Source organism: Sulfurospirillum diekertiae (assembly GCF_002309535.1).
Taxonomy (GTDB): domain Bacteria; phylum Campylobacterota; class Campylobacteria; order Campylobacterales; family Sulfurospirillaceae; genus Sulfurospirillum; species Sulfurospirillum diekertiae.
Map to the genome: position 1 here is coordinate 966,491 of NZ_CP023275.1, position 24,788 is coordinate 991,278.

General features: G+C 36.9%; 23 protein-coding genes. 11 read left to right on the forward strand and 12 right to left on the reverse strand.

Annotated elements, in window-relative coordinates; genetic code table 11:
- Positions 1–51 precede the first annotated feature (51 nt).
- From SJPD1_RS04970 to SJPD1_RS04985, 4 genes are all read left to right on the forward strand, one after another.
- Positions 52–504 (forward strand): cyclic nucleotide-binding domain-containing protein, encoded by a 453-nt coding sequence (locus SJPD1_RS04970; protein ID WP_096046242.1) that lies wholly within the window; start codon positions 52–54, stop codon positions 502–504.
- Positions 505–663: 159 nt separating this feature from the next.
- On the forward strand, positions 664–873 hold the full coding sequence (locus SJPD1_RS04975) for a hypothetical protein (protein WP_087438154.1): 210 nt from the start codon (positions 664–666) through the stop codon (positions 871–873).
- A 92-nt stretch (positions 874–965) separates the two neighbouring features.
- A complete protein-coding gene (locus tag SJPD1_RS04980) occupies positions 966–2,177 on the forward strand; it encodes an EAL domain-containing protein (RefSeq protein WP_096046243.1) in 1,212 nt (403 codons plus the stop codon).
- A gap of 16 nt (positions 2,178–2,193) precedes the next feature.
- Positions 2,194–3,795 carry a methyl-accepting chemotaxis protein gene (locus tag SJPD1_RS04985; protein ID WP_096046244.1) on the forward strand — a complete coding sequence of 534 codons (1,602 nt, stop codon included), beginning with the start codon at positions 2,194–2,196 and terminating at the stop codon, positions 3,793–3,795.
- Positions 3,796–4,178: 383 nt separating this feature from the next.
- Here SJPD1_RS04985 and SJPD1_RS04990 read toward each other — a convergent pair whose 3' ends face one another.
- The 5 genes from SJPD1_RS04990 to SJPD1_RS05010 all read right to left on the reverse strand — a co-directional run bounded on the left by SJPD1_RS04990 (position 4,179) and on the right by SJPD1_RS05010 (position 8,171).
- On the reverse strand, positions 4,179–4,781 hold the full coding sequence (locus tag SJPD1_RS04990; protein WP_096046245.1) for a mobile mystery protein B: 603 nt from the start codon (positions 4,779–4,781) through the stop codon (positions 4,179–4,181).
- Positions 4,781–5,161: a helix-turn-helix domain-containing protein gene (locus SJPD1_RS04995; RefSeq protein ID WP_096046246.1), complete on the reverse strand. Its 381-nt coding sequence runs from the start codon at positions 5,159–5,161 to the stop codon at positions 4,781–4,783. The genes SJPD1_RS04990 and SJPD1_RS04995 overlap by 1 nt, the downstream gene beginning before the upstream one ends.
- A 265-nt stretch (positions 5,162–5,426) precedes the next feature.
- Positions 5,427–6,497 carry a tyrosine-type recombinase/integrase gene (locus tag SJPD1_RS05000; protein ID WP_420855361.1) on the reverse strand — a complete coding sequence of 357 codons (1,071 nt, stop codon included), beginning with the start codon at positions 6,495–6,497 and terminating at the stop codon, positions 5,427–5,429.
- A complete protein-coding gene (locus SJPD1_RS05005) occupies positions 6,388–6,777 on the reverse strand; it encodes a helix-turn-helix domain-containing protein (protein ID WP_096046248.1) in 390 nt (129 codons plus the stop codon). Before SJPD1_RS05005 ends, SJPD1_RS05000 begins: the two co-directional genes overlap by 110 nt.
- Positions 6,765–8,171, reverse strand: coding sequence for a hypothetical protein (locus SJPD1_RS05010; RefSeq protein ID WP_096046249.1), 1,407 nt, complete (start codon positions 8,169–8,171; stop codon positions 6,765–6,767). Before SJPD1_RS05010 ends, SJPD1_RS05005 begins: the two co-directional genes overlap by 13 nt.
- A 1,039-nt stretch (positions 8,172–9,210) precedes the next feature.
- On the opposite strand from SJPD1_RS05010, the gene SJPD1_RS05020 reads away from it, so the two are divergent.
- Positions 9,211–9,780, forward strand: coding sequence for a hypothetical protein (locus tag SJPD1_RS05020; protein ID WP_096046251.1), 570 nt, complete (start codon positions 9,211–9,213; stop codon positions 9,778–9,780).
- 196 nt (positions 9,781–9,976) lie between these two features.
- Here the strand turns inward: SJPD1_RS05020 and SJPD1_RS05025 are convergent, their stop codons facing one another.
- Both SJPD1_RS05025 and SJPD1_RS05030 read right to left on the reverse strand, forming a co-directional pair.
- Positions 9,977–11,290, reverse strand: coding sequence for a type II toxin-antitoxin system HipA family toxin (locus SJPD1_RS05025; protein ID WP_096046252.1), 1,314 nt, complete (start codon positions 11,288–11,290; stop codon positions 9,977–9,979).
- Positions 11,287–11,622 (reverse strand): transcriptional regulator, XRE family protein, encoded by a 336-nt coding sequence (locus SJPD1_RS05030; protein ID WP_096046253.1) that lies wholly within the window; start codon positions 11,620–11,622, stop codon positions 11,287–11,289. Before SJPD1_RS05030 ends, SJPD1_RS05025 begins: the two co-directional genes overlap by 4 nt.
- Before the next feature lie 515 nt (positions 11,623–12,137).
- On the opposite strand from SJPD1_RS05030, the gene SJPD1_RS05035 reads away from it, so the two are divergent.
- On the forward strand, positions 12,138–13,583 hold the full coding sequence (locus SJPD1_RS05035) for an aldehyde dehydrogenase family protein (protein WP_096046254.1): 1,446 nt from the start codon (positions 12,138–12,140) through the stop codon (positions 13,581–13,583).
- A 305-nt stretch (positions 13,584–13,888) separates the two neighbouring features.
- Here the strand turns inward: SJPD1_RS05035 and SJPD1_RS05045 are convergent, their stop codons facing one another.
- Both SJPD1_RS05045 and SJPD1_RS05050 read right to left on the reverse strand, forming a co-directional pair.
- The gene (locus tag SJPD1_RS05045; protein WP_096046256.1) at positions 13,889–14,470 is read right to left on the reverse strand and encodes a response regulator; all 582 of its coding nucleotides are present in this window, start codon (positions 14,468–14,470) and stop codon (positions 13,889–13,891) included.
- A complete protein-coding gene (locus SJPD1_RS05050; RefSeq protein ID WP_096046257.1) occupies positions 14,467–15,771 on the reverse strand; it encodes a sensor histidine kinase in 1,305 nt (434 codons plus the stop codon). The genes SJPD1_RS05045 and SJPD1_RS05050 overlap by 4 nt, the downstream gene beginning before the upstream one ends.
- Positions 15,772–15,943: 172 nt before the next feature.
- Between SJPD1_RS05050 and SJPD1_RS05055 the strand changes: the two genes are divergently transcribed.
- From SJPD1_RS05055 to SJPD1_RS05075, 5 genes are all read left to right on the forward strand, one after another.
- A complete protein-coding gene (locus SJPD1_RS05055; RefSeq protein WP_096046258.1) occupies positions 15,944–16,270 on the forward strand; it encodes a c-type cytochrome in 327 nt (108 codons plus the stop codon).
- Positions 16,271–16,280: 10 nt separating this feature from the next.
- Complete coding sequence (locus tag SJPD1_RS05060; RefSeq protein WP_096046259.1) at positions 16,281–16,862, forward strand: hypothetical protein; 582 nt, start codon at positions 16,281–16,283, stop codon at positions 16,860–16,862.
- A 14-nt stretch (positions 16,863–16,876) separates the two neighbouring features.
- Positions 16,877–18,418: an FAD-binding oxidoreductase gene (locus tag SJPD1_RS05065; protein ID WP_096046260.1), complete on the forward strand. Its 1,542-nt coding sequence runs from the start codon at positions 16,877–16,879 to the stop codon at positions 18,416–18,418.
- 106 nt (positions 18,419–18,524) lie between these two features.
- Positions 18,525–19,715 carry a hypothetical protein gene (locus tag SJPD1_RS05070; RefSeq protein WP_096046261.1) on the forward strand — a complete coding sequence of 397 codons (1,191 nt, stop codon included), beginning with the start codon at positions 18,525–18,527 and terminating at the stop codon, positions 19,713–19,715.
- A gap of 562 nt (positions 19,716–20,277) precedes the next feature.
- Positions 20,278–20,766 carry a CreA family protein gene (locus tag SJPD1_RS05075; RefSeq protein WP_096046262.1) on the forward strand — a complete coding sequence of 163 codons (489 nt, stop codon included), beginning with the start codon at positions 20,278–20,280 and terminating at the stop codon, positions 20,764–20,766.
- Between the two features lie 91 nt (positions 20,767–20,857).
- On the opposite strand, the gene SJPD1_RS05080 is transcribed toward SJPD1_RS05075, so the two are convergent.
- From SJPD1_RS05080 to SJPD1_RS05090, 3 genes are all read right to left on the reverse strand, one after another.
- On the reverse strand, positions 20,858–21,469 hold the full coding sequence (locus tag SJPD1_RS05080; RefSeq protein ID WP_096046263.1) for a class I SAM-dependent methyltransferase: 612 nt from the start codon (positions 21,467–21,469) through the stop codon (positions 20,858–20,860).
- A 146-nt stretch (positions 21,470–21,615) separates the two neighbouring features.
- Positions 21,616–23,703, reverse strand: coding sequence for a TonB-dependent receptor plug domain-containing protein (locus tag SJPD1_RS05085; RefSeq protein WP_096046264.1), 2,088 nt, complete (start codon positions 23,701–23,703; stop codon positions 21,616–21,618).
- A 1-nt stretch (position 23,704) separates the two neighbouring features.
- The gene (locus tag SJPD1_RS05090; protein ID WP_226372250.1) at positions 23,705–24,748 is read right to left on the reverse strand and encodes an ABC transporter substrate-binding protein; all 1,044 of its coding nucleotides are present in this window, start codon (positions 24,746–24,748) and stop codon (positions 23,705–23,707) included.
- Positions 24,749–24,788: the final 40 nt, after the last annotated feature.

Here is a 24,788-nt window from a genome sequence, read left to right on the forward strand (position 1 = left end):
TGTAACGCCACCTATTAAGGTGGCATTTTTACTTGTTTAAGGAATGCTTTCATGTCTACTAAAGCTAGTCCATACTTTTTAAATCTTAAAAGCGTATTCTGCGATAATATGAATCAATATGCCTCTATAAAGCACTATACCGCAAATGAAGTGCTTTATCAACAAGGTGATGTGCCCTTTAACCTTTATATCTTTATTTCTGGACAGTTGAAAATATTGAACAAAACACAACAAATGATGCACTGTTCTGTTGGTGAATTTATAGGGGCACATGCTAATTTTGCCAATATTTGTTATCCTGAAACTGTCAAATTTCTTTCAGCTGGACAAATTTTAGTCATTCAATTTGATTATTTTAAAGAAAGAATAGTGCACTATCCAATACTTTTTGGAAAGATTATTGAAGGATTACTTCAAAAACAAAAAATTATAACCAATATCTCTGATCAACAATTTTCACATGTCTTAATTAATTCATATCCTACTAAGAGTGGTCATCTTTGATGCCCTTATCTCTTTGTGAAAATTCTTCGTATAAGTGATTTTATGATCAAAAGTAGCGCAGAAAGAGATATGTATTTTTGAAGATTATAAGGTGATTTGTAAACTTGATATTACAAAATATGTGAAGGTAATATGAAACCTTACTAAAGGGAGTGAATAATGGCTAGTTGCATACAACCCTCCAAGCCAAGGAAGAAAAGAGCAAGTGTTTTTGATGTCTATAAAGATCAAATTATTGAAATGTTAAGTTATAAAAGTAGTGTGCCTTTTATTGCAAAAGAAATTAATAGAGAAGGTAAAGTGAATGTGAGCTCTGCTGGACTCATGGCTTATATTAAGCGAGAAAATTTGATGCCAACTGGAATATAAAAAAAGATATATAGTTAAGTAATAGTCTTGTTTTATGATCCATCTATGCCTATATAGTCTAACTTAAAAATATTATTACAAAGAGGAAAGCTATGTATAATTTTCAATTGTTATTGCATAATTATGCTTTTAATGAGAATGACGTACGTATTCTAAAAGAGCTTTCTCCTTTAGCTCGTACTAACGTTGATGATTTTTTGATCCTCTTTTATAAACGTATTTTTACATTTGAGCATGCTTCTCATTTCTTATCGAATGACACCATTATCCAACGTCATCGTAGAAAAATCAGAGCATGGTTTTTGAGGTTGTTTAATGGCATTTACGATGAAGCTTACTTTGAGATGCTCCATCGAATCAGTCAAACACATGTACGTATTGCCTTACCAAACCATTATGTCAATGCAGCGTTGCATGTTGTGCGCTCTTTTTTACGAGAAATGCTCATTTCACATCAGCGTATTGATGCCTTAAAAAGTGTGGACAAGTTGATTGATATGCATATTGATGCACTGAGTGGAATTTATAATGCCACCGAACAAACAGATATTCTTAAAACGATTAAGACCATCCATCAGTCCCTTCATAAAGAGGGGAAAGGGGTTATTCCCTATGTTCAACCAATTTTTAATGCCCGCACTTTACAGCTAGATAAGTATGAATGTTTGATGCGAATTAAAGATATCAACGAAATCATCTTGCCGTTTAAATTTATTGAAATAGCTCAGAAAACAGGTCTTTATTGCGACCTTAGTCGATTGATGATGAGTAAAGTATTGGACTTTTTTTCAGAACGGGAAGAAGCATTTAATATTAACCTCAGTTTTGAAGATGTGAATGAATATGTAACGAAAGATTTTTTAGAAAAACGATTAAGTACATTTACTAGACCAAGCCGCATTACCTTTGAAATTTTAGAATCTCAGTCTTTTGACAATACAAAAGCACTCGAAGAATTTATTGTGATGGTGAGATCGTATGGGTGTCAGATCGCAATTGATGATTTTGGAACAGGGTTTTCCAATTTTGATCATATTTTATCTTTATCTCCCAATAGTTTAAAAATAGATGGTTCATTGATTAAAGATATTGACCATAATACGATGCACTATGATATTGTTGAAAATATTCACCAATTAGCGCATAAATTGGGCATTGCGACAGTCGCTGAATATGTCCATTCCAAAGCCGTTTTACAGAAAGTCCAAGCTATCGGTATAGATTATGCGCAGGGGTTTTATTTGGGAATACCACAAGAAATAGGGACCATTACATGTAAAACTTCTAATGTAATTGAAAATTGATATGAAAGGTTGTTGAATGTTAAAAACACTAAAATCAAAAACACTTTTTACATTGTTTATCTCCATTGGAGGAACATTTATTCTTTTGTTTTCTTTTATATCAAATGATTATGAGAAGCTTGCAAAAAGCCAGTTTAAGGCATCTTCAACGATGCTATCATCTTCTATCTTCCAAACAATTAAAGGAAGTATGAGCTCTGGAGACCCACAATTGATTGCTAGTACAATTCAAGAGGCTTCCTCTATAGCTGGTGTGACGCAGCTTAAAGTCTATAAAAGTTCATCGGTTAAAGAGCTTTTTGCAAGCCCAAAGGATGAACCGATTCCTTTAAAATTAGAGCCTCTTTTGGAACAACAAACGGAGATTTTTGAAGAATTTAACGAGAAAAATCAAGAATATATTCGTATTGCACTTCCTTTAAAAGCGGAAATATCTTGTTTACGTTGCCATGCAAATGTCAAAGAAGGTGATGTATTAGGTGTGAGTGAGTTGATTATTTCAACACAAACATCCAAGGAAAATATTACCTATGCCAAAATGCGTATTGTTTTTTTTATGGCTTTAGCCGTAGCGCTTATTTTAGTAATCTTTTTACTATTTTTTAAAAAAGAGATTTTTGGTGTTATTGAAAAGCTTCGCATAATGGTTTATAACGTAGCCAAAGGTGATCGTGATTTGACAAGGCGCCTTGAAATAAAGCAGTATGATGAACTTGGCACGGTCTCCTCTCTTATTAATGAGTTCTTATCTAAAATCCAAGAGACACTACATGCTGTTAAAAAAAGCTCTTCTTTGAATTTAGAATCCGCAGAAGAACTCACCCAAATTGCGGCATCACTTGTTGGAAAGATTGCCTCACAAATAGAAGCAATTGCGCATGTCCATAGCTCTATTATGGCAATACGTACAGAAACCAGTGAGTCCTATGCTCTCTCAAAAACCAGCTCGTTGAACCTCCAAGAGGCGAGGATGTCTTTAAATAAGTTATTTTTAGAGCTTGAGACCTCTGTTGGAAACATTCAAAAGGATAGTCAACATGAAAGAGAACTAGCCCTCAAAACCTCAGACCTTACCGCTCATGCTAAACAGATAAAAATTGTTTTAGAAGCGATTGAAGATATTGCATCGCAAACAAATCTTCTCTCTCTAAATGCCGCCATCGAAGCAGCTCGTGCGGGAGAACATGGACGTGGCTTTGCTGTGGTAGCGGACGAAGTGCGAAAGCTGGCAGAAAAAACTCAGGCAAGCCTTGAAGAGATCAGCTCTGTTGTGCATGCAATAACCTCAGGAATTTTAGAGATTAGTAGTGAAATTCAAAAGAGTTCTGAAAATGCAATTACGATTTCATCCAATTCCCAAGCATTGATTGATGAAGCTCGCAAGTCCGATGAAAAACTCTCTTTTGCAGTTCAGAATGCAGAAAAAACTATGCATAAGAGTAGCCAAGCGATGCATCATATAGAAGGTTTGGTAGAAATAGCCCATACAATGGTAAATGTTGCTGAAGAGACCAAAGCAACTTCACTGATGTTTCAGTCCATTTCTCGCGAACAAGCTCAAAAAAGCAACCATCTAAAAACGATGCTCCAATCCTTTCGTACACAAAATGGTCACTAATATTATTGATTATATAATTGGCCCAATAAATTTCAAGTATCAGATAAAGTGCAAAATTATGAAAAGATTTTTAAGTTGAAGATCGTATTTTAGCCTTGAATTGAACTTGAGGTAATAAAACTACACTTTGTTTGCTAGTCTCAAATTCCTAGTTAAACAAGAAGGCTTTTTGACATCGCCAAGTTTCAAAAAGCAGTTGATTGTCAAGTGAAGTGCACAGATAGCCATATAGTTTAAAAATATACCCACTTAAGCTTAGAGAATTTCCTAGGTTTAACGTAGGATGCCATTTGCTACCCTAATAGGCTAGTGATTTTTATCGAAAACCTCTTATGGCTTTGGTTGGGTATTACTCAAGATGAGTTTTCTGATGTAAGAGTTGATTAATACGTTTGGTGATGCATGATTATCAGATCTGAAAAATCACTCTGATCGGCTTTTTTGAGTGCTTGTATATAATCACTACGTTTTGGATTTTCTTTCGCCAATAAATCCTCTTGCCACTTAACAGGCATAAGTCCATTTTGTCGTAAATAAATATTAGCAAGCATACGACTCCATCTACCATTCCCATTAGAAAAAGGATGAATGAAAACAGCTCGGTGATGAATGCGTGCAGCCATTTCATAATGATCATACGTTTTATGCTTGACCCAAAAGGCTAAATCATCCACTAACTTTTTAAGTTCCATTGGTACGAGATAAGCTTTGATACCGATAGATAGCTCATTATGTCGAAGCTTTCCTGCCCAATCCCATACATTGCCAAACATCTCCTCATGGAGCTTTAACATCCAATCATAAGAGAATGGGGCTTCTTTTTTGGAAGGTGGTGCTGATAAATACTTTAGGGTTGCGATAGCAATATTCTCAGCCTCCTTGATATAAATATCGCTTAACATATAAGTCTTGTTCTTGGGGAGCTTTAATCCTGAGAGATCATGATAGGGTGTTGCATCATCAATGGGTTTTGTACTATCAATCATTAAGCTACCCACAATCTCTTTTTATATTCACCGCTCAAAAATGCTTGTTCAAACCCAGCTATCATCTTTTCAACGATTTCTTTTTCTAACCCTTGCATTTCAAGTGCAGAGGTACTTTGAACCAGTGATGCCATAAATTGGGCTTTTTGGTAGGCACGGTTTTTTTGTAGCTGTATGAGCGGAACAACTTCATTACCAGCAAAATCAAGCCCTAAGATATTGGTAATACTTTCGACCGTACTTAGCTTGACATCATCACCTGCTAAGAAACGATTGAGTGTTCGCATACCTAAGTTACTAAGTTTTGAAAGATTTTCTAAACTAATTTTTAGTTGTTTGCGTCTTTGCTCAATTTTTGTGACTAATTGATTTCTCATCATGATATATCCTTTATAAAATTATGCCATAAATGGCATAATAAATCAAAGTATAAAGTCATTAAGAATAGAGGAGGGTGTCACCTAAAGTGTCACCAAAAATAAACAAATTAGTAGGCATTAGCGTTATTTGTCAGTGCTAAAATCCCCATAAATACGATATTGTCAATTTTAAAGCTTTCCTCATAAGCCGGAGGTCGAGGGTTCGAGTCCCTCTCTTGACACCACTTAAACCCCGATATTACAGACTTCCAAAGACTTTAAAACTTCACAGTGCCATTATGGTGTCCTTGTTTTCATTCACACTGTATATGTCTATTGTCTTATTAAACAATTTTCGCTCTGCTGATATACTTCTTGTATAACGCTCAAACAACATTTGTGGTGTTGTATGCCCTAAAACAGATGCAATCTCATTGACACTGTATTGACCGCTCATAAGAAGATTCGTTGCACACGTATGGCGCATTTCATACATCCTACGATGAGCCAATCCACATTTTTTGAGAATATCTACCCACTGATTAGAACCTATTGTCTTGTAATCATAAAAAGGTCGCCCAAAGTGATTTACAAATACATACTCTTTATCACCACTGAACTTCTTTTGATTCTCAATAAAAGGCACTAATGTATCAATGATTGGAATGTATCTAATACTACTTTGTGTTTTCGTAGTTCCTTCCACACCCATTGACCTTGATGCACATACATAGATTTCTCGTGTCTCAAGATTGACATTTTCCCACTTTAAAGCCACAATCTCACCAACTCTCATACCTGTCATAAATCCAAGTGCAAGATAGTTTTTAAACCATCCATGCGCCGTATCTAAAATGAGTTTGACCTCATGAGGCATAAAAGGGGTTACTTTGGGCTTTTTCACTTTTAAAGAGTCCAACGCATCAAAAGGATTTTTATTCACTTCTTCATCTTGAAGTGCTTTTTGAAAAATACCTCTAAAGACAATTTGATACTCTTTAACCGTTTTGGCAGTAAAGCGTTGTAAAAGATCTCTGCGCCATTTATCAATATGTGAAATTCGTAAATCTTTAATGGGTGTATCGCCCAATAAAGGTAAAATTCCATTCTCAATAATGGACTCATAACGTTTATGTGTCTTAGCAACCGTTGTCTGTCGCTTTGATTCTATAAACATTTCAGCATAGTAGCGCACCGTTTTAATGCGCTCTTTTTGAAGTGATAACGTTCCCGTCATTACGCCCATTCTAAGCTGAGGTATCAGCTCTTTTTCGACCTTTTTGACATTGGACGCTGTCCACTCCAGACCTGTAGACTTTCTGATTCTCGCTCCATTGGCGAACAAATCTATCCACACCCGATTGTTTTTTTTGAATACTGACATTGTTTGACTCCTGAGTTGTTTCCCAAAGCCAAGTATCCAGTTTCTCTTTTGCAAACAGTATTTTACCTGCTTTATCTGAATAATGAACTCCAAGAATAAAAGTTTGATCGGCGATTTTATGCCTTATTGTATGTGGGGAGAGGCGCAAATAACTTGCAACCTCTTCAACGGTCATTAACGGTTTTGCATAACCTATAATGAGTGCTTTTAGCTCCTCTATATCCTCTTTGGTGATAAGTTCTACGCTTGCCATAGTTCAAGCTCACTTTGTTCATACTTACGTTTTTTTATCTCTGATTCAATGGCTTTGAGATTTTTTGTAATCAAAGAGATATCCCAATCTTGTTCTGTAAATTCACTATGTAATGCTTTAAGGAGCGATGCCTCAAACTGTTTTAACTTATATGTACTGATCAGTGTTAAGTTTGCAGGGAGGGTTTTTATAGGTGTACGATTACGAGAAAGAACATAATTAACTCCATCCACAATCAAAGGAAGAGGCTTAAAAGGTTTTAAAAGCTTTTTAGTGCGCTCGGTAAACCAAAGACCACTTCGCTTTAGGATTTCTTGCACATTCTCTTGTGATAAATAAACATCATTTTCCACACCTTTATTTAGGAGGTTTTGAAATTCCATCATAAACACTTTAGAATTATAAACGCTCTTTTTAGGGATAATTTTTTCCAATGCTTCGTATGATTGAGGAATGGCATTAAAGGTGTAAGATTGGTCGATGTACTCCCATAAAGGATGCGTTTTAGCACGATGCCAACGATTTGCTTCTAAGTCTTTTTGTGAGAGGGTTGTTTTATCCACAAAGCGGATAATTTTCATACAATGATGAAACAGTATCTCTACGTTTTTAAGTCCATCTTCTACGGTTCTAATACCATAGCGTTTAAAAAAATCACGATGCCATTCAAACTCAAAATTCCAAATGGGCTTATTAAGATCAAAGCCGTGAAAGACGAAATACGCTTCCATTAGCGAGCGTTTTTCTTTACCAATAAGCTCTATTCTTTTATCGTAAAAACGTGCTAAAAAGGGATTGTCACCGATCTTTAAGGATTGATAGCCTCTTCGTCCGCCATCTTCTCGTCTATTTTTGCGCTTTTTACTGATAATAAAGTCTTTTTCAATAACAGAGCTTAGATCAAACTGCACAAAAATATTGCCATCCATACGAGTTAATTGTGAACAAATATTCGCTATAGGAGAGACGAGGGCTTCAATATAGCGAATAAGCCCAACAAGCCCTAATAAATAGATGCCTGTTGCTTCACATTGCACTTGAATATCTAAAAGCTTGGTATTTTGTGAGGGATGCTTTAATCCAATACGAAACCAACGAGCAGTATCAATAAAAAAGTAATAACCTTTACTCATACCGTTAAAGAAGAACTCTTTATCACCTATAACAATACGAAGTGTATCTTTAGGGATAAAACCATCGTATTGTTCTTTAGCTGAGAGTATCTTTTGTGCAAGTGATTCAAAAAAATCACGATACGCTTCATTACTTGGATAATAACTATAAAGGGTATCCACACCGCTTATAGTTTTAAAATCATAGCCCTTTGAGAGGGAAACATTGTCCGACACTAACGTCTCATTGGAAGTTGAGACAACACTTTTTTTGATAGACATTTAGACCTCAATAATGAGGCTCCACGTAATCCGAGTATTATCTATTTGTCATATTTAAGGGGGTATATACTATCTACCCCCCTTTAGGCTAACGCCTCGATCAACCTTACCACTTCATAGCAATATCTTTTGCTCGTTGTTATCCCTACAGACAAGCTGTAGTGATTTAGGTTAAGGCTTCGCCTTTCTGCTTCATGGGGACACAGTCCCAAGTTCGCAGAAATTGCGTGTGCATTATGTGACAATGGATAATAATTTGGTCTTTTTGGATTAATTTATGTGTTTTTGTGAGATATATTTGTTTGTAGTAGGCTTTGCGTGTCTTTGTGGCTTCTCTTTTAGCTTTTGCTTTACTTTTGCCGAATGTGACTTAATATGCCTGAATTGTTCTGATTGTCTCTTAATTGTTCTTGTATAGTTTCTTAGCAACCCTTGTTCGGTTCAGATGGAACCAAGAATTTACCAATTAGATTGGTGTAGGAGGATTTTAATACTTTTTGTAGAAGTTGTCAAGAGAGAATTTGCATGATACAATTTCTATACAACAAAATTCTAACGACTATCGCAGAATAGTATTTTAATTTTTTTTAAAATACTGTATTACATTGTATATTGTTGTATATGCACCTTTTGCTCTTTCTATAGGGTTAATAAAATCTAAAAATTCAGACTCAGTATGAACCATGTCACTATTGCATGAAGGACATTTATACGACACTATTACGTCCCCAGTTCCTTGATGTACTGATGTAAATTGACAATTTTGACATTTTAATCTGAAGGTATATAGTGTTGCTATAGGCATTTTAATTCCTTACTTAAACAAATTACAACAATGATAATGAGAGTGACTTTGCATATATTGTACACTGAGAAAATATTATATCACAAATAAGCCTCTCCAAAAGATAGATTGTAAAAAGTGATAATTTCTAATCAAATTTTTTAGAAGCTTAATATTTTTGGAATTTATCAAGATGGGATGTTGTATACTTTTCCCGAATTTATACTGTAATCATCTTTCATTATCGAGAACTTTATGGCTCAAAAAATCTTAATCCTTCAACATGATCTGCCTCAATTAAAAATCAATAAATGTTGTATGGGAATGTCCAATTTAATATGCTCTTGTGGTTATAAAGAAAAGCTCATCTATAAAGATCGAGATTATTGTCCAGAATGTGCGAATCCTACAATCGATATTGACATACATGTGATTGCAGGAGAGTTAGTTCAAGAAAAATTTACGCGTTTTAAACAAAGCTTTTATAAACTGATCATTGCCTTTGATCACGAAATTAATGATGATAATCTTTTTATAGAATCTGAATATAAGCTCTCTTTTGATTTTGACACTTATATCTTACAAATGGAACAATATAAGGATAATCAGTTAGTTTCAATAAAAGAAAAACTGTTATTAAATACGCAAGAAAATTATTATCAAAACATAATTAAAATGTTTGATTCAAAAACTTTGTATTTTGATGAAGATATTACAAATAACGATAAATTTCAGGACAATTATTTTATGGTTCGACTTGATCCTGACTTTCCTGGCTTTGTACACAATTGGTTGTATTTTATATTTGGTAAAAACTTGAGCTAAATAATATTAGTGTACAGTTGTCAAACGAAGTGCACTTTTGGGTATATATAGTTTGGTTGGAAGTCTAAATGATGGACATAGTTTAAAAAATATTTGCACATTTTAACACTTCGTCTGACAGTATTTGCATCTCCTAGAATCCTTCTTGAAAAGAGCATAGTATCAAATCACTTTTAAGGGTCATTCGACTCTGAAATCACCATTTCAACCGCAAGGCTTGGCAAATGGTTTTTCTCAACTGTGGTGCAACTTCTAACGTTTTAGCTTGATCTTCAAAGGTTTGAAAAGCACTAACCACTTCATCAAGAATCGATTGTGCTTTTTTGGCATTGAGATTACAATAAGCACCAAATTGGATCAAATCTTCACGAAGAAAATCTTCCTGTTTGCCGGATAGCTTGATTTGATGGCTTCTCGTCCATTTACCAGTTGGATCATACGCGTAAGTCATATCAAAGGCCGGAGCAAGTTTCCATGTACCTGTTTTATCCATTAAAAAACCAAAGTTCTTCGTGTGATCGTCTTGATTGCGACCAATGATATTAAAAAGTGCTCTTCGATACAACTCTGTGATAGCATCTTGACCTAAGCCTAGTTGCCTTGTCATTAAAACAAGCTGTTCATATGAGTACGTTCCCGTAGCATCTCTATCGGCATGAGCAAGCCCGCTCCAAGAAGCATAGTGAACTTTTTGAAGTTTTGAGGTGCTTGTATCTCGATCAAAACGTTTTATTAAGAAATGAAAATCTTCGCCGTCCTCAATATAATCTACATTTGGCATATCAATACCGCATTTTTTAGCTAATTGAGCGTAAATGTACTCCACTTTTGGCATACCTTTAGGATCTTTAGCATCTCTATCGCTGTTTTGGGCCGAATCAAATTTTAAAAGCCAGTAGGAATGCAAAGATCCATGATCAATGGTTCCATCGTAAAAATCCCCTTTTTTATCTCGTGCCACCAACGCTTTAGCCCGTGCGCCTCCTGCACTGGAACCCACACGAATCAGATTGAGCGCATCTTTTTTAGTGTGCGCCTTTTGAAGGTTTACATGTAAACTCTCTTTGTTCGATAGGACCAGTTGCGCAAGTTCTGAGAGAAGATGCACATCTAACACCGTGTTGGATTCTTGTGGCGTATCATCAAATTCTGATGGACGATACTCCAATGCTCCCATGCCTCGTGTTCCCACATATAAAAGACGATCCAAAGTCGTGATAGATTCGGGTGCTATTTTCTTCTCAGCCATGAAAATATCAATCAGCTGATTACCATATTTATCAGGTAATGAATCAGCAAAAATCCCCGCGATACCTTTAAAGGTTCGAAGACTAATGTCTGGGAAACTAAAGCGACTGGGCGGATAATGCATCCTTAAAGGAGAGGGATAAATCATTGAGCGTATAAACGCTTCTGTGTACTCAAATGTAGCTATCTCTGTTTGCCCTGGAGCGTATCCTAAATAACCAATGGTCGTGCCCCATAATTTAACTTCAACACGTCTACTCATTGATCTTCTCCCCACGTAAAAGTTGTGTTAGAAGCAGGTTTTTTGCGTATGCGTTTTTTAGGAGTACTCTGCTCTTGCAAAGGGCTATAGGTGTGAGAAATATCCAAAAGTGTTTCGAGCTTATCTAGTGCCCCAATACCTCGCAAAAGACGAATGAAATTTTTGAGGCTAATGCCACTTTTAGCATTGATAAACCGATCATACGTATTATGGTTGGTACCACTTTTTTCTAAAAGCTCACTAATGGGAACTTCTTTCGTACGACGAAGCGTATCGAGCTTCTTTCCCAAATCATGGACAATCTCATCGTCCGTTAAGAGTGTATATGCCATTTCAACCCTTTGAAATAAGATGAATAAATTATATCACAAAATAATGATATAAATAGATAATACTGTTATTTAAATCATAAAATAATGATTTAATAAAAATTATTTGTTTAATACAATCGTGCATTTACATGCTTTAGCGCTTTATTCAATTCTTGATTGGAATATTACAAATAGATTAAAGTGCTCTTTATTCTATGAGCAAGGGGTTTGCTAACCAAAACGATATTTGTGCCTGAATCTAAAAGGCAAATGGCACGAGTGTGACGTAAGGTATGAGGATGTGCTCTCAAGTGAACAGTAAGAATGGGCATATATTTTCAAGATAAGCTCTTGTTTGAGGCTTTTAAAAGAATTTTATATGGCTAAAACCGCATTTTGTCTGACACTTAGACATTTTCTTTTCTGTGCATCATAAACTGTTGACAGATCAATTGAAATTTAAGAACATTGCGAGTTTTTCGCGATTTTTTTGGTTTATGATAATCTCAATAAATTTCACAGATGGAGAATCAATTATGAAAGAGTACATGCCTTTTATTAATGGTAAAAATAGTACATCATCAACACGAAAAGTGATCGATGATATCAATCCTGCGACGGGTGAGGTATTTGCCAAAATTCATTTAGCAAATGCAGAAGATATCGAAGAAGCAATTAGCTGCGCACACGCTGCATCAAAGCTTTGGGCAAAAACAACACCACGCGAGAAAGAAGCCGTTTTATTAAAAGCAGTCGACATTTTTGAAAGCCGTACGGATGAGATTCGAACCATTTTGATGAAAGAGAGCGGTTCGGTTTTTGCCAAAGCGATGTTTGAAATCGGTCTTGTTGCGGACATTCTACGCGTAGCAGCGGGTGAAGCACGACGTGTATTTGGTCAAACATTCACCTCAAATGATCCTGGCGTCCTCTCTTACAGCACACGTCGTCCTCTTGGCGTTATTGCCGGCATATCTCCCTTTAATGCTCCGATGATTTTAAGCACCAAAAAATTTGCCATGGCTATTGCGGCGGGTAATGCGTTTGTCTTGAAACCTTCGAGCCATACTCCGATCTGTGGTCTTATATTTGGTGAAATCTTTAAAGAAGCGGGATTACCCGATGGCGTATTAAACATTATCCCTTGTTCTAGCAGTGATTTAGGGGAAATATTTCAAACGGATCCTCGTATTTCGATGATTACATTGACTGGTTCTACACGTGTTGGTAAATTAGTCGCAGCTTCAGCAGCTATGAATTTAAAAAAATGCACAGTTGAACTTGGCGGTAAATCTCCAACCATTGTACTCGGAGACGCAAATGTTGATTATGCTGTCGATACTTCCACATTTAGTATTTTCCTGCATCAAGGACAAATTTGTATGGCAGGATCGCGCATCATCATTGAAGAAAATATTTATGATGAATTTTGTGAAAAATTTGTGGCTAAAGTGAAAACACTCAAAGTCGGCAATCCTGAAGATCCATCGACTATTATCGGACCATTGATCGAAGAAGCGCACTGTAAATATATTGATGGATTGATCGATGATGCGGTAGCAAAAGGAGCCAATCTCCTTTCTGGACGCGAGCATGAAGGCTGTTTCTACAAACCAACTGTTGTTTCCAATGTTACGGCAGAGATGGTTATTTTTCATGAAGAAGTCTTTGGTCCAGCGGTAGCTCTTATCAAAGCACGCAATTTGGATCATATTATTGAACTTGCCAATAACAGTACCTACGGACTCAGCTCTTCCATCATCACCGATAATTTAAGTGCGGCGCTAAGACTCTCTGAAGAGATAGAATCGGGAATGGTACATATCAACGGACCGACCATTCAAGATGAAGCTCATATTCCATTCGGTGGAGTGAAAGAGAGTGGCATGGGACGTGAGGGAGGTCACTTCGCCATCGAAGAGATGACTGAACTCAAATGGGTCACTGTCGAAGCGATAGGAAACAGACATTATCCATTTTAATTGATAACCCCTTTGTGGGGTTATCTCCATATGTATATTCACTCATATAGGCTTACGATGATATATTTTCTCATCATCAGCATGTTAAAAAATGGGTACAGTTCAATTATTTTATTGATATTTCGGCAAGAATGTTGCTAATAGGCTATAATTTTGTATCCTACTTTTGAATAACATATTAGAAAATCTTTGGGAAGTTTTTGTCGAATGCGAAACATCAAAGATCGCAATGATCCTTCTCCTACTAATTCTCCGTCCCAAACATAATCTTCTATTTGTGCGACACTGACAATTTCACCTATATGTCACACAAGCAACTGAATCAATTTTTTTTCTTTATGGTTTAAAAGAATCTCTTTACCTGCAAGCAAGAGTGTTGCTTCATTATTATCAAAAATATAGCCATGTTTTAGTTTCACAAAACGCATTTTTGATTTTATTTCCAAAGAAAATTTACTCTGAAGTGATGTAATTTCACTGTTTATTTCATTGAGTTTTCCCGTCAATGTTTTATTCTCACTAAAGGTTTTCAATGCAATTTCAATCGTTGTTTTGAGCTCAACATCTTTAAAAGGTTTTAGAATATAGCCATAAGGTTTAACAGTAATCGCCTTATCGATTGTTTGGTTTTTATCGTTGGCGGTTAAAAATACAATCGGTACAGAAATACGTTCCGATATTTTTTCGGCAAGCACGATGCCATCTTCTCTATCTTGAAGCGTAATATCCATCAGGATCAAATCAGGTTTTTTAGTCTCAACCAGATGGAACGCTTTTTCACTGTTGGCAGCGATGCCAACGACCGTGTAGCCAAAGCTCATGAGTATCTCTTTGATATTTAAAGCAATGATGCTTTCATCTTCAACGATTAAAATTTTTGCGTTCATTGATTTTCACTTTTCTTGGGCTTAAATGTGATTGAAGTGCAATATCCATGATTAGAATCTGTTTCTATGGTGCCATTTAATTGATATTCCGTAATGGTATGGATTAATTGGCATCCAAGTGAGTTGTTCGTATCTGCTTTGGTGGAATCCATCCCAATACCATTGTCTTTTACCCCAAATACAACCGTTCCATTGTGATTATTTTTGATAAAAATATCAATAATCCCGCTCTCTAACCCAACAAAAGCATGCTTGATTGCATTTAAAAAAAGTTCATGAATAATTAAAGCAACTAACACAGCATCATCCATGGTTAAAAAAATACTATCCGTATTGAGATTGACAGATATATTTTTGTTTTGCGCATAGAGATCTATCATAGCAGACGATAATTTTTCAAGATGCGACTTCATATTGATATTAGATGAATTACTGTTTTTATAAAGCATTTCATGCACAAGAGCGATTGCATAGATACGGCTTTGGCTCTTAGAAAGAGCTTCTTTAACCTCTTCATTGGGTTCTCGTCGATTTTGCATTTGAAGAAGTGAAGAGATGACTTCTAAATTGTTTTTAACCCGATGATGAATCTCTTTAATTAAAACTTCTTTATCTTGAAGTGAATTTTTAAGGGCTTTGTTTTGATTGATGATCAGTTTTCGTTTCTCTTTTTCTTCCGTAATATCGCGACCAAAAGCACAAATAAACTCTTTGGAAGCATCGCAAAAATAACTCGCCGAAATAGAAGCGGGAAACGTACTTCCATCATGACGCGTCTGCTGACTCTCGAAACAGACATATTGCTTTTGCCTAATGTGCATTAAAAAATCGGGAGTATTTTTTTTGTAGTCTCTATCAATATCGCTCAGTTTCATACTGAGTAATTCTTGTTTCGTATACCCTAGCATTTTACAAGCGGCATCATTGACATAGAAAAACTGCGTATCGAAGGTAAACCAATAAATCGCGTCAGCACTTTTGTCCAGCGCGAAGTTAAAAAGTTGAAGATTTTCTTTTTCTTGGCGCTGATGACAAGAGAGCTTATTTAATGCCTCTTCGGCTACTTGAGCAGTCCGCCTCAGTAATAAGTATAAAATCGTTGCACTGACGATAAAAAAGGTGACCCCGATACAAAAAGGGATTCCAAAGAATCCATGATTTTCTATAGTCATGAAACTCATTGAAACTCGATCAACAACGGCAACACCGAGAATTCCTACAATAGCAAATCCTATGGCTTGGATCTTAATGCGATTTGAATTAGACATTTTAAACAATAAATATGTAACCCAATCTAACAATAATTTTCTCCATTTTTATTTAGATTGTACACCAAAGTCGTAACATATTACCTTATGTAAATCACATAATGATCAAATTCACTCTTATAATGTGTCAAAAATGATTTTGCGATTTTTTTGTGATTTTTTTATTTTATATTTACTTTCAAGAAAATAATTTAGGGAGGTTTGAATGGAAAAGTTTGCTCTTGGGCTCATATTTGCTACATCATCCATCTTTGCGGTGGAACTGGGTCAAAATTATAAATTTGCAAATGGAGAAGATGCCTATCAAAAGGTTTGTGCTTATTGTCATACGATCAATATTGCGCCAAAATCTATTTATATGAAAATGGATGACAAGGCAGGTATTGAGGCAAGAAGAGACAGTATTATGCAAACAGTAAGAAGTGGAAGCAATGCGATGCCTGCATTTAGAAAATCAGAAATTGATGACGCCACATTGAAAGATTTAGCAACCAAATTGGCCAATGGTACAATCACTTTTACTGAAAAATAAGGAGAGTATGATGATTCGAAGAGCTTTTCTTAAAGGATCTGTCGCTGCCGTAGCCGCTGTATGCGCTCCACTATCCGCAGAAGGATTTATCAGTGATTCTAGTAGTCAAAAAAAGATTGCTTTTGTCTCCAAAACGGCTGGAGAAACTGGATATATCAACGCATTATCACAAGGTCATAGCACCAAAACAGACGATCTTGTGGTCCTTGGTTCTGATAAATTGCAAAATTTAACGACCTTTTCTGAAGTCATGGAAAAAAATAAAGGGGCATTGATCTGTGGGCTATTGGAGCAAAGTGATTATATGCTTTTACATCATATAGCAGCATTGAATGGTGCAAAATTTATCTCGGAAACGACACATACGCCTGCAGATATGGGAACGCGTCATACAGAAAATTCATTCTTAACATTGTCTGTTAAAAAAGCATTTGATCAGTTTGTAGACGTGAATACAAATCACTATGGAATGGTACTTTCATCATACCATGCGCTTGGATTAAATACGACGCTAACGGATGCTAAGCAAATGAGTTTTGTATCGAATCACACCGATAAAAACGCTTTTGTATCTTTTATATTAAACGCTTAAAAGGAGGATTAACTATGAGTAAACTTACGGCATTACCTAAAAATGTTTCAGAAGAAACCATGAATAAAGCCATTAAAGAATTTGTAAAAATTTTGGGAGCTGACAATGTACTGATCGGTGCAGAGGAGATGGTCCCCTACAGTAAAATTATGATGGCCGTTGATATTAAAGATCATATGCCTTCGCTTGCACTACAACCATCAACCAAAAAAGAAGTGGTTGAAATTGTCAAAGTCTGTAATAAATATGTAATTCCACTTTGGACATTTTCTACGGGCAAAAACATGGGTTATGGTACGGCAGCTCCTGCACAAAAAGGCTCAGTTATCCTTGATCTTCATAAAATGAATAAAATTATTGAAGTCAATCCTGACTTGTGCTATGCCATTCTTGAACCAGGTGTTACGTACCAACAACTCTTTGACTATATCAAAGAAAAAGGATACAAATTATGGCTCTCTTGCCCTGCACCAAGTGCGATAGCCAGTCCTGTTGGCAACACAATGGATCGTGGTGTTGGATACACGCCTTATGGCGAACACTTTATGATGCAATGCGGTATGGAGATCGTTTTAGCCGATGGAACATCTTTTAAGACAGGTATGGGCGGCATTGAAAATTCGACAAGCTGGGCCGTCTTTAAATGGGGATACGGACCATCTCTTGATGGTATCTTTACCCAAAGCAACTACGGTATTTGTACCAAAATGGGTATTTGGTTAATGCCAGAGCCACCTGCGTTCAAACCATTTTGTATTACATTTGACAAAGTCGAAGATGTTGTCGAGATTGTTGAGTCACTCAGACCTCTTCGTATCGCTAATATTATTCCAAATGCTTTTACGATTGCAAGCACACTTTACGAAGCGGCAGGTGTCGTTAACCGTTCAGATTATGTAAAAGGCAATAGATCTATTACCGATGAAGAGATCGAAAAAATTAAAAAAGATACCGGTATGGGTACATGGAATGTCTATGCTGCCTTATATGGTACGGAAGAAGCCAATGAGTTAAACTGGCAAATTATCAAAGCAACGCTGGCTAAATTTAAAAATGCTAAATTCTTGACCGAAAAAGAGATGGGTCATGACCCTGTCTTCAAATACCGTTCAGACTTAATGAAAGGCCATATGACACTTCAAGAGTTTGGTCTTTACAACTGGAGAGGGGGCGGAGGAAGTATGTGGTTTGCACCTGTTTCTCCTGCGGAAGGTAAACATACACTTAACCAACAAGCATTGGCTAAAAAAATCATGAACAAATATGGGTTCGACTATGTAGCTGAATTTATTGTTGGATGGCGAGATATGCACCATATTATTGACTTGCTCTATGATCGAAATGATCCAGACCAATTGAAAAAAGCACATGATTGTTATGCTGAATTGGTACATGAATTTGCAAAACAAGGGTATGGCGTCTATCGGACCAGTAGCGGATTTATGGATCTTGTAGCTGAAACATACGGTAAAGATATTCATAATGTTTTCCAAAAGATCAAGCGGGCACTTGATCCTAAAGGTATTTTATCTCCAGGCAAGTCTGGTATTTATTAATAACGATCTTTATAGGCACTTCACTACGGTTGCATGAACAATGCCTCAATCGTGTGAAGCGCCACCTTGCCAACTCTCTGTGTTCAAAAACCTAAAGGAGACAATAATGAAATTAACCCAACTCTCTTTGGCAACAATGATGATAGGGTACTTTTCGATGCATGCTTTTGCCGCAGACACACTTGCGGATGCATTTAAAGAAGGTAAACTAACGGGTGAAATTAAAGCTGAATATTCCGATTCAAATTTTATTGGAAAAACACATTCGGATGATATCAGTGCATATGGAGGAAGTTTAAATTTTATAACAAGTGATTTTTATGGACTTAAAGCGGGGATCACTTTTCAAACCTCTCATTTAGCCAATTCTGATACCGCAGGTGCTGTCTTTCAAGATGATTTAGATACACAAGGGTCAGTCTTATCTGAAGCCTATTTAGATTATAAAATTTCGAATACCTCTTTAAAAGTAGGTAGACAATATATCTATACACCATTGGTCAGTTCCGCGTTAGATGGTAAATCTTCCGAAAGCATTTTAAAAGATTCTTTTGAGGGCTATGTTTTAACCAATACGGATCTTCCAAGTACCACATTCATTGCAGGATACCTATCCAAATATCAAGCAAAAACAGATGGATTGGGGAAATCTGGAGAATTTAATACCTTTCAAGATGGCGCATATACGGTATATGTCAAAAATACGTCTATTGAAAATGTAACCTTGCAAGCACAATATCTTGATGAAAATGGGATGAGTTCTTTTGAAGATAAAAATGCTTTTTATGTCCAAGCAGATTATGTGCTTGCAGGACATACCCTTTCTGCTCAATATCTCTCTTCGACCGATAAAACAAAAGCTTCGGGAGCACAAGCTGGGCAAATCTTTGGACTCAGAGCTACAGGTGGACTTGGTATTGGAAAGCTTGGATACATCGCTGCTTATACCTCAAGTATGGATGATGGAGCTGTTTACACCGGTGCGGGAACGGGAACCAGCGATACGCTGTTTACAGCAATGCCCGTAAATGGTGGTGGTGTTGCGGCAAGAGCCAATACGGATACCGTCGTAGGAGGATTGATTGTTCCTATCACAAGCGTAACAACCATAGCATATGCAGGAGAATCTTTTTCAAACGATCCTGGATTGGGAGACGTAAAAGCATATGGTGTAATCGCGATCTATCCATATGACAAAAATTTCTTAGTAAAAGCCAATTATGAACATGTAGCGACGGAACATGTTTTCACGGAAAATACAGAAATTGTACGAGTTTACGTGTCTTATAAATTCTAAATGTAACCAGGTGTGTTTAATATAGAATCTTAAAGGGGTTAGGATTGTCAAGAGAAGTGTAGAAATTAGGTATATATTTTTGAAATTTTTGCATACTCTAGGTTTTTAAAAGAATTATATAGGACTAAAATTGCACTTCATCTACGGCTCAAAGAATTATAGACAGATATCCCGTATCAAGATTGGGGGAAAGATGCTAATGGGCATAACTTCTGGCGTAAAGCAAATTACAAATTCTAAGTCATTGCTTGTTGAATATTTTCTTTATGGGACAGTAGTCGTTAGTGCCTACTGTCTCTAGAAAATTACATGACGGCTTTTAAGAGTTTTTTATTAAGAGGGTTTACCATTGGAGTTCTTTACTTGTCATTTTCATATTCTTTAAATCTATAAAAATTAATTTTTATATTATTGTATTTATCAACAATATTTTTATCTTATACTGTCTCACTGAGAAACTTAAAGCCTTGTATGTCTATAAAATTATCTGTTAAAGAACAAGAGATATAATAATCTATTCAATGAATTAATTAAAATTGTTATGTCACAGGAGTAGAAGATTATGCTTGATAGCACAAAAAAGTTGTACGGCTCAGCAATTGTTTTAGTATGTTTAGTTTCATCAGCATTTGCTGAAGAGATCGGATCGGTTGATACAGCTTTTGTTTTTTTAGGGGCTAATCATAAGATTGTGATTGAAGCATTTGATGACCCTAAAGTACCAGGTGTTTCCTGCCATCTTTCTCGTGCAAAGACGGGAGGGGTAAAAGGTACTTTTGGTATCGCTGAAGATACTTCCGACGCTTCTATCGCGTGCAGGCAAACAGGCATTATTACGTTACCACAAGAGATTCAATCCAAAAAGAGCGATGGAGAACGTGTTTTTAGAGAGTCGACATCGTTGTTGTTTAAACATATGCAGGTGGTTCGATTTTATGATGTAAAACGCAATACGCTGATTTATTTAACGTATTCGGATAAACTCATTGATGGCTCACCCAAGAACTCTATTTCAACCGTACAGATTACAAATTCTATTTTTGAAAAATAGAGGAAATTGTGGATAATTAGCATAAAGTACGAGCATGTATTTTTAGAGGCATGCTCGCTTTTTCACTTCACTTGCTCTTTTAAACACGGAGTTATTTTTGCATCTGTATCCAAATGCCATCATCAGCGCGATGAATCACATAATCCACAATACCTACACTTTTTAAAAGAGCATCATAATCCCGCTTCATACCATCACCATGCATTTTATCCATCGCTACTCGATCAATTTCTTGACCTCTTTTGCGCATATTTGTTTCAATCTGTTCTTTAATCTCAGAGGTTCCTTTACCACCTCCAACAAACGTTGTGCCACCTTTTTTGAGCACCCTATAAATCTCTTTAAATGCTAAGGCAGGATCTTCCCAAAAAGGAAGAGAACCTCTGGATATAATTAAATCCATCATCTCATCTTCCAAAGGAATAGCATGCACATCACCCACAAGGATAGCACCTTGCTCTTCTAAGTCATCTTCAATGAGATGTAAAGCAGCTTTATTCAGTGCTTCTTGTGAGAGATCAAAAAAGGTTACATGTAAACGGGTTATTTTTGCAAGTTCAAGCCCCAAATACCCTCCACATGAGCCAATATCCAGACACCTTCCGTTTGTGACATTTGTATATGTTTTTATCTTGTTGGCATAGTATTCATACAAAGGGCGTTTGACCGTTCGTGACTGTTCATCGTAGTGTTCAACATCCATTTTTTATCCTTTTTATTTGACGTCCTGACACGCTTTTAGAGCAAAGCTCTAAAAGCTACGTTAACACTGAGTTTTCTTCGGCAGAATGCCCACGCACCTTTGGTGCTTTTGCTTCTCGTGAAACTCATTTTGCAAGACGCCAATTCTTAATATTTCATACTCACATCAAGACCAAAAACACGTCCACGATCATAGTAATACCCCGTTGTGTAACGTGTTGCATAATGCTCATCAGTAAGATTTCGCACATACAGTGTCACCGTTGTCGTTGTTCCTGATGTTTTAAAATCACGCATAATGTTGGTATCAACACGCGTAAAATTACCTAAATCAACATTATACGCTGTTCCCATTGCCGATGTAGAAGTATGCCAGCCACTCTCTTTTTGAACGGAGAGGTTGGCTCGATACTTATCCCACTCTTGTGTCAGCAATACGGTGTATAAATCTTCAGGATTGCTGTTACCAATGTTGTCGGTTGTTACCCCGCTACTGGCGATAGCATCATATTGTAAAAGATGTGTCCAGCTGGCTTTATAACTTGTACCCGTTGAAAATTGCCCTTTAAGAAGAAGCTCTAAACCGTTGCGTTTGGTGTCGGATTCGGTATAGTAGTAGTAGGTTTGACCGTTCAGAATGTAGGTATTGGTTGCGGAAGTATCTTGCGCTTTTTCATTGTCTGTTTTAACACTAAACCATGTCAGCATAGGATTGAAGGCTTTATCGTAATTTGCTTCCAAACTGGTTTCAAAGCGTTCTTGTGTTTCGGCATGCAGAGTACCCGTTTTGGATTTAACGTCAAAATCACCCATCGTTCCTTCATCGCCGTGATAATATCGTGTGCTTATGTTGTACGTTGGGGTCATTTGCCATTTTGCACCTAGCGCATAAATTTTGGCAGGTGCCATATCGGTATCGTTATCTGGGTTCTTTGTTGCACTTGTGCTTGAGTAGTCGATATGTTTTTGATCTTGTCTGTAGCCACCATCTAAAATTACTTGCCCATTGAACAATTTTTGTTCAACCGTTCCCGCCCAACCTAAGACATTGACATCAAAGCGGTTATAACTGGCACTGTTGTTGGCGCCGTATCCTGAACTATCGGTAGATTGCACGCCCAACATAACCGTTGTGTCGCCATAACGCATATTGTGACGTAAACTAAAGCCATCTGTTTTTTCCCAATAAGGTTTTGGATTTCCGATGGTTGTTGAGGGAGTCGTTCCTCCAAAAGATTCATTACTGTACTCGGTATGCTCATAGCGTGTACCAAACATCGAAGCCAGCGTTGCGTGATTTTCATTCCATTGTAGGGTTGCATCCCCACTGACAATCTGTGTCGTAATAGGATCATAGTACCATTTTGAATTATCTAATGTCCCTAAAACACTCACGCCTCTTTGCATATCGAAGGTACCTGTATCTTTATAGGCTAAGAGTTTTGCGCTCAAATTTTTATAGGTAAATCCTGTATTGGCCATTTTAACATCGGCTGTCTGCCCATCAAACCATGTGTCATTGGTTCGTTGATCAAGACCTGACCACATACCTCCGACAAATGCACTTGAATCATCATTGGTAATACGTGAGCCTACATAAAGACTCTCTTTATTGGTTGCGGGGATTCCTTCTGTTTTTTCAAGCGAACCCGATAAAATCGCTTCTGTTTTTTCTGGCTGTTTGGTTTTGATAATAATATAACCCACATTCAACCCTGACCCCGATGTGGATGAACCGATGTTAATCGAAGGTCCTAATGTCAACGATGAAGAACCTCTGACGATCTGAATCTCTTCAATCGCATTGAGTGGGAGCTTTTGGAGCATTTTATTCGCGGTAGACGGTAAAATAGCGCCATCAATGATATACGTCAGCGATCCGCCACCCCTGACATTCACAAAATAGGGACTTTTCCGACCTTGATAGGTAACATCAACACCTGTAGCATGACCAAGAAGATCGAACATATCTTTAGGTGCAAGGTCTTTAATATCTTCTTGCGTAAAGATTTCAACACCCGCTTGGGCGCTACTTTCTACTTTATGAGGATTGACTATACTGGTAGGATTCAACTCCTCACGTACAACATGCGTTGATCCATTACTGCTAGTATTGCCCGTAGCACTAATAGGATCAAGTTCATAAACGGTATCAGCTCCGATGAGCGACAATGGAAACGTAAGGGAGGCCACGACAAGGCTAAGAGAGCCAAGCCATTTCTGGGATGAAGACATATTACTCCTTATAACTAAAAGATTGTGGTGCTAAGATTACATGTAAAGCGTTTTCATCCAATGTCACGCCCATAAAAAGAGCGTAAAAATTCTTAGTTTCTTCACGGATGTCGATGGAATACTCGGTGGGATACAAAAGATTTGCTAGCCATTGAAGCCCTAAAAAGCGCATAAAAGAGGGTGGTCGATCAAACCAATTAAACGGTGTTGTAGGGATGAGATAGATGCGTTTTTCTTGAACGGCTTTGATGTTTTTCCACATGGGATGGGTATGAACGGTATTTAAAAAATTTTCTTCTTGGGTAATGATTACATCAGGATTGTAGAGAATGACTTGCTCCATCGTCAGTTTTTCAAACCCTTTGTGATTGGATGTATGACAACGATGGACATTCACATCGCCTAATAATTTTAAAATCTCAACGTGAATGGAGTCATCGCATTCGGTACTGAGTCCATCGTTTCCTTCTGCGTAGTAGACTTTAGGGCGTTTCTCTTGGGGGATAGAACTGACAACCTTTTTGACATCCTCTAAAATACTTTGCGTACGTTTTGAAAGCATATCTCCGCGTTTTTCTTGATGCAAGAGGTGTCCTAAAAATTGAAAGACTTTGGGGTAATCTTCCATGGATTCCGCTACCGCATAAACATAGGGGATATTAAACTGCTCTAGTTTTTGATTGATATTTCCCAAAGGACTGAGTTGCGAAGTGGACCACATAAGCAGTAGATCAGGCTTTTGCACAAAGAGTGTTTCGATGTTGGAGGTTTGCGCCCCTCCACTCATAGAACCTACGACAGGTAAGTCTCTGCTACTGGGTGCAAGAAAGGGCTTGTTTTTCTCTTGTACCGCAATGACCCATCCTGCCATAATCGAGGGATCCATCGCGTACAGTATGTAACTTCCATAAGGTGAAGTTGCATAGATTTTATGGATAGATTCAGGCAGTATTACTTCTCTTCCCGCCATATCGGTGATGGTGTTGGCATTTAAAGACATTGAAAAAATAGCTCCTAAAATAAGTTTACATGTAAGATGTTTCATGGCGCCTCCTTTTAAACGTTATATTATAATATATATAACG

Bases quoted from the DNA above. Each gene is read 5' to 3' on its own strand.
- SJPD1_RS04980 (WP_096046243.1), top strand. From the start codon at position 966: ATGTATAATTTTCAATTGTTATTGCATAATTATGCTTTTAATGAGAAT.
- SJPD1_RS04995 (WP_096046246.1), bottom strand. From the start codon at position 5,161: ATGATGAGAAATCAATTAGTCACAAAAATTGAGCAAAGACGCAAACAA.
- SJPD1_RS04990 (WP_096046245.1), bottom strand. From the start codon at position 4,781: ATGATTGATAGTACAAAACCCATTGATGATGCAACACCCTATCATGAT.
- SJPD1_RS05035 (WP_096046254.1), top strand. From the start codon at position 12,138: ATGAAAGAGTACATGCCTTTTATTAATGGTAAAAATAGTACATCATCA.
- SJPD1_RS05055 (WP_096046258.1), top strand. From the start codon at position 15,944: ATGGAAAAGTTTGCTCTTGGGCTCATATTTGCTACATCATCCATCTTT.
- SJPD1_RS05010 (WP_096046249.1), bottom strand. From the start codon at position 8,171: ATGTCTATCAAAAAAAGTGTTGTCTCAACTTCCAATGAGACGTTAGTG.
- SJPD1_RS05085 (WP_096046264.1), bottom strand. From the start codon at position 23,703: ATGTCTTCATCCCAGAAATGGCTTGGCTCTCTTAGCCTTGTCGTGGCC.
- SJPD1_RS05005 (WP_096046248.1), bottom strand. From the start codon at position 6,777: ATGGCAAGCGTAGAACTTATCACCAAAGAGGATATAGAGGAGCTAAAA.
- SJPD1_RS04975 (WP_087438154.1), top strand. From the start codon at position 664: ATGGCTAGTTGCATACAACCCTCCAAGCCAAGGAAGAAAAGAGCAAGT.
- SJPD1_RS05045 (WP_096046256.1), bottom strand. From the start codon at position 14,470: ATGAACGCAAAAATTTTAATCGTTGAAGATGAAAGCATCATTGCTTTA.
- SJPD1_RS04970 (WP_096046242.1), top strand. From the start codon at position 52: ATGTCTACTAAAGCTAGTCCATACTTTTTAAATCTTAAAAGCGTATTC.
- SJPD1_RS05080 (WP_096046263.1), bottom strand. From the start codon at position 21,469: ATGGATGTTGAACACTACGATGAACAGTCACGAACGGTCAAACGCCCT.
- SJPD1_RS05090 (WP_226372250.1), bottom strand. From the start codon at position 24,748: ATGAAACATCTTACATGTAAACTTATTTTAGGAGCTATTTTTTCAATG.
- SJPD1_RS05020 (WP_096046251.1), top strand. From the start codon at position 9,211: ATGGCTCAAAAAATCTTAATCCTTCAACATGATCTGCCTCAATTAAAA.
- SJPD1_RS05075 (WP_096046262.1), top strand. From the start codon at position 20,278: ATGCTTGATAGCACAAAAAAGTTGTACGGCTCAGCAATTGTTTTAGTA.
- SJPD1_RS05030 (WP_096046253.1), bottom strand. From the start codon at position 11,622: ATGGCATATACACTCTTAACGGACGATGAGATTGTCCATGATTTGGGA.
- SJPD1_RS05065 (WP_096046260.1), top strand. From the start codon at position 16,877: ATGAGTAAACTTACGGCATTACCTAAAAATGTTTCAGAAGAAACCATG.
- SJPD1_RS04985 (WP_096046244.1), top strand. From the start codon at position 2,194: ATGTTAAAAACACTAAAATCAAAAACACTTTTTACATTGTTTATCTCC.
- SJPD1_RS05070 (WP_096046261.1), top strand. From the start codon at position 18,525: ATGAAATTAACCCAACTCTCTTTGGCAACAATGATGATAGGGTACTTT.
- SJPD1_RS05025 (WP_096046252.1), bottom strand. From the start codon at position 11,290: ATGAGTAGACGTGTTGAAGTTAAATTATGGGGCACGACCATTGGTTAT.
- SJPD1_RS05060 (WP_096046259.1), top strand. From the start codon at position 16,281: ATGATTCGAAGAGCTTTTCTTAAAGGATCTGTCGCTGCCGTAGCCGCT.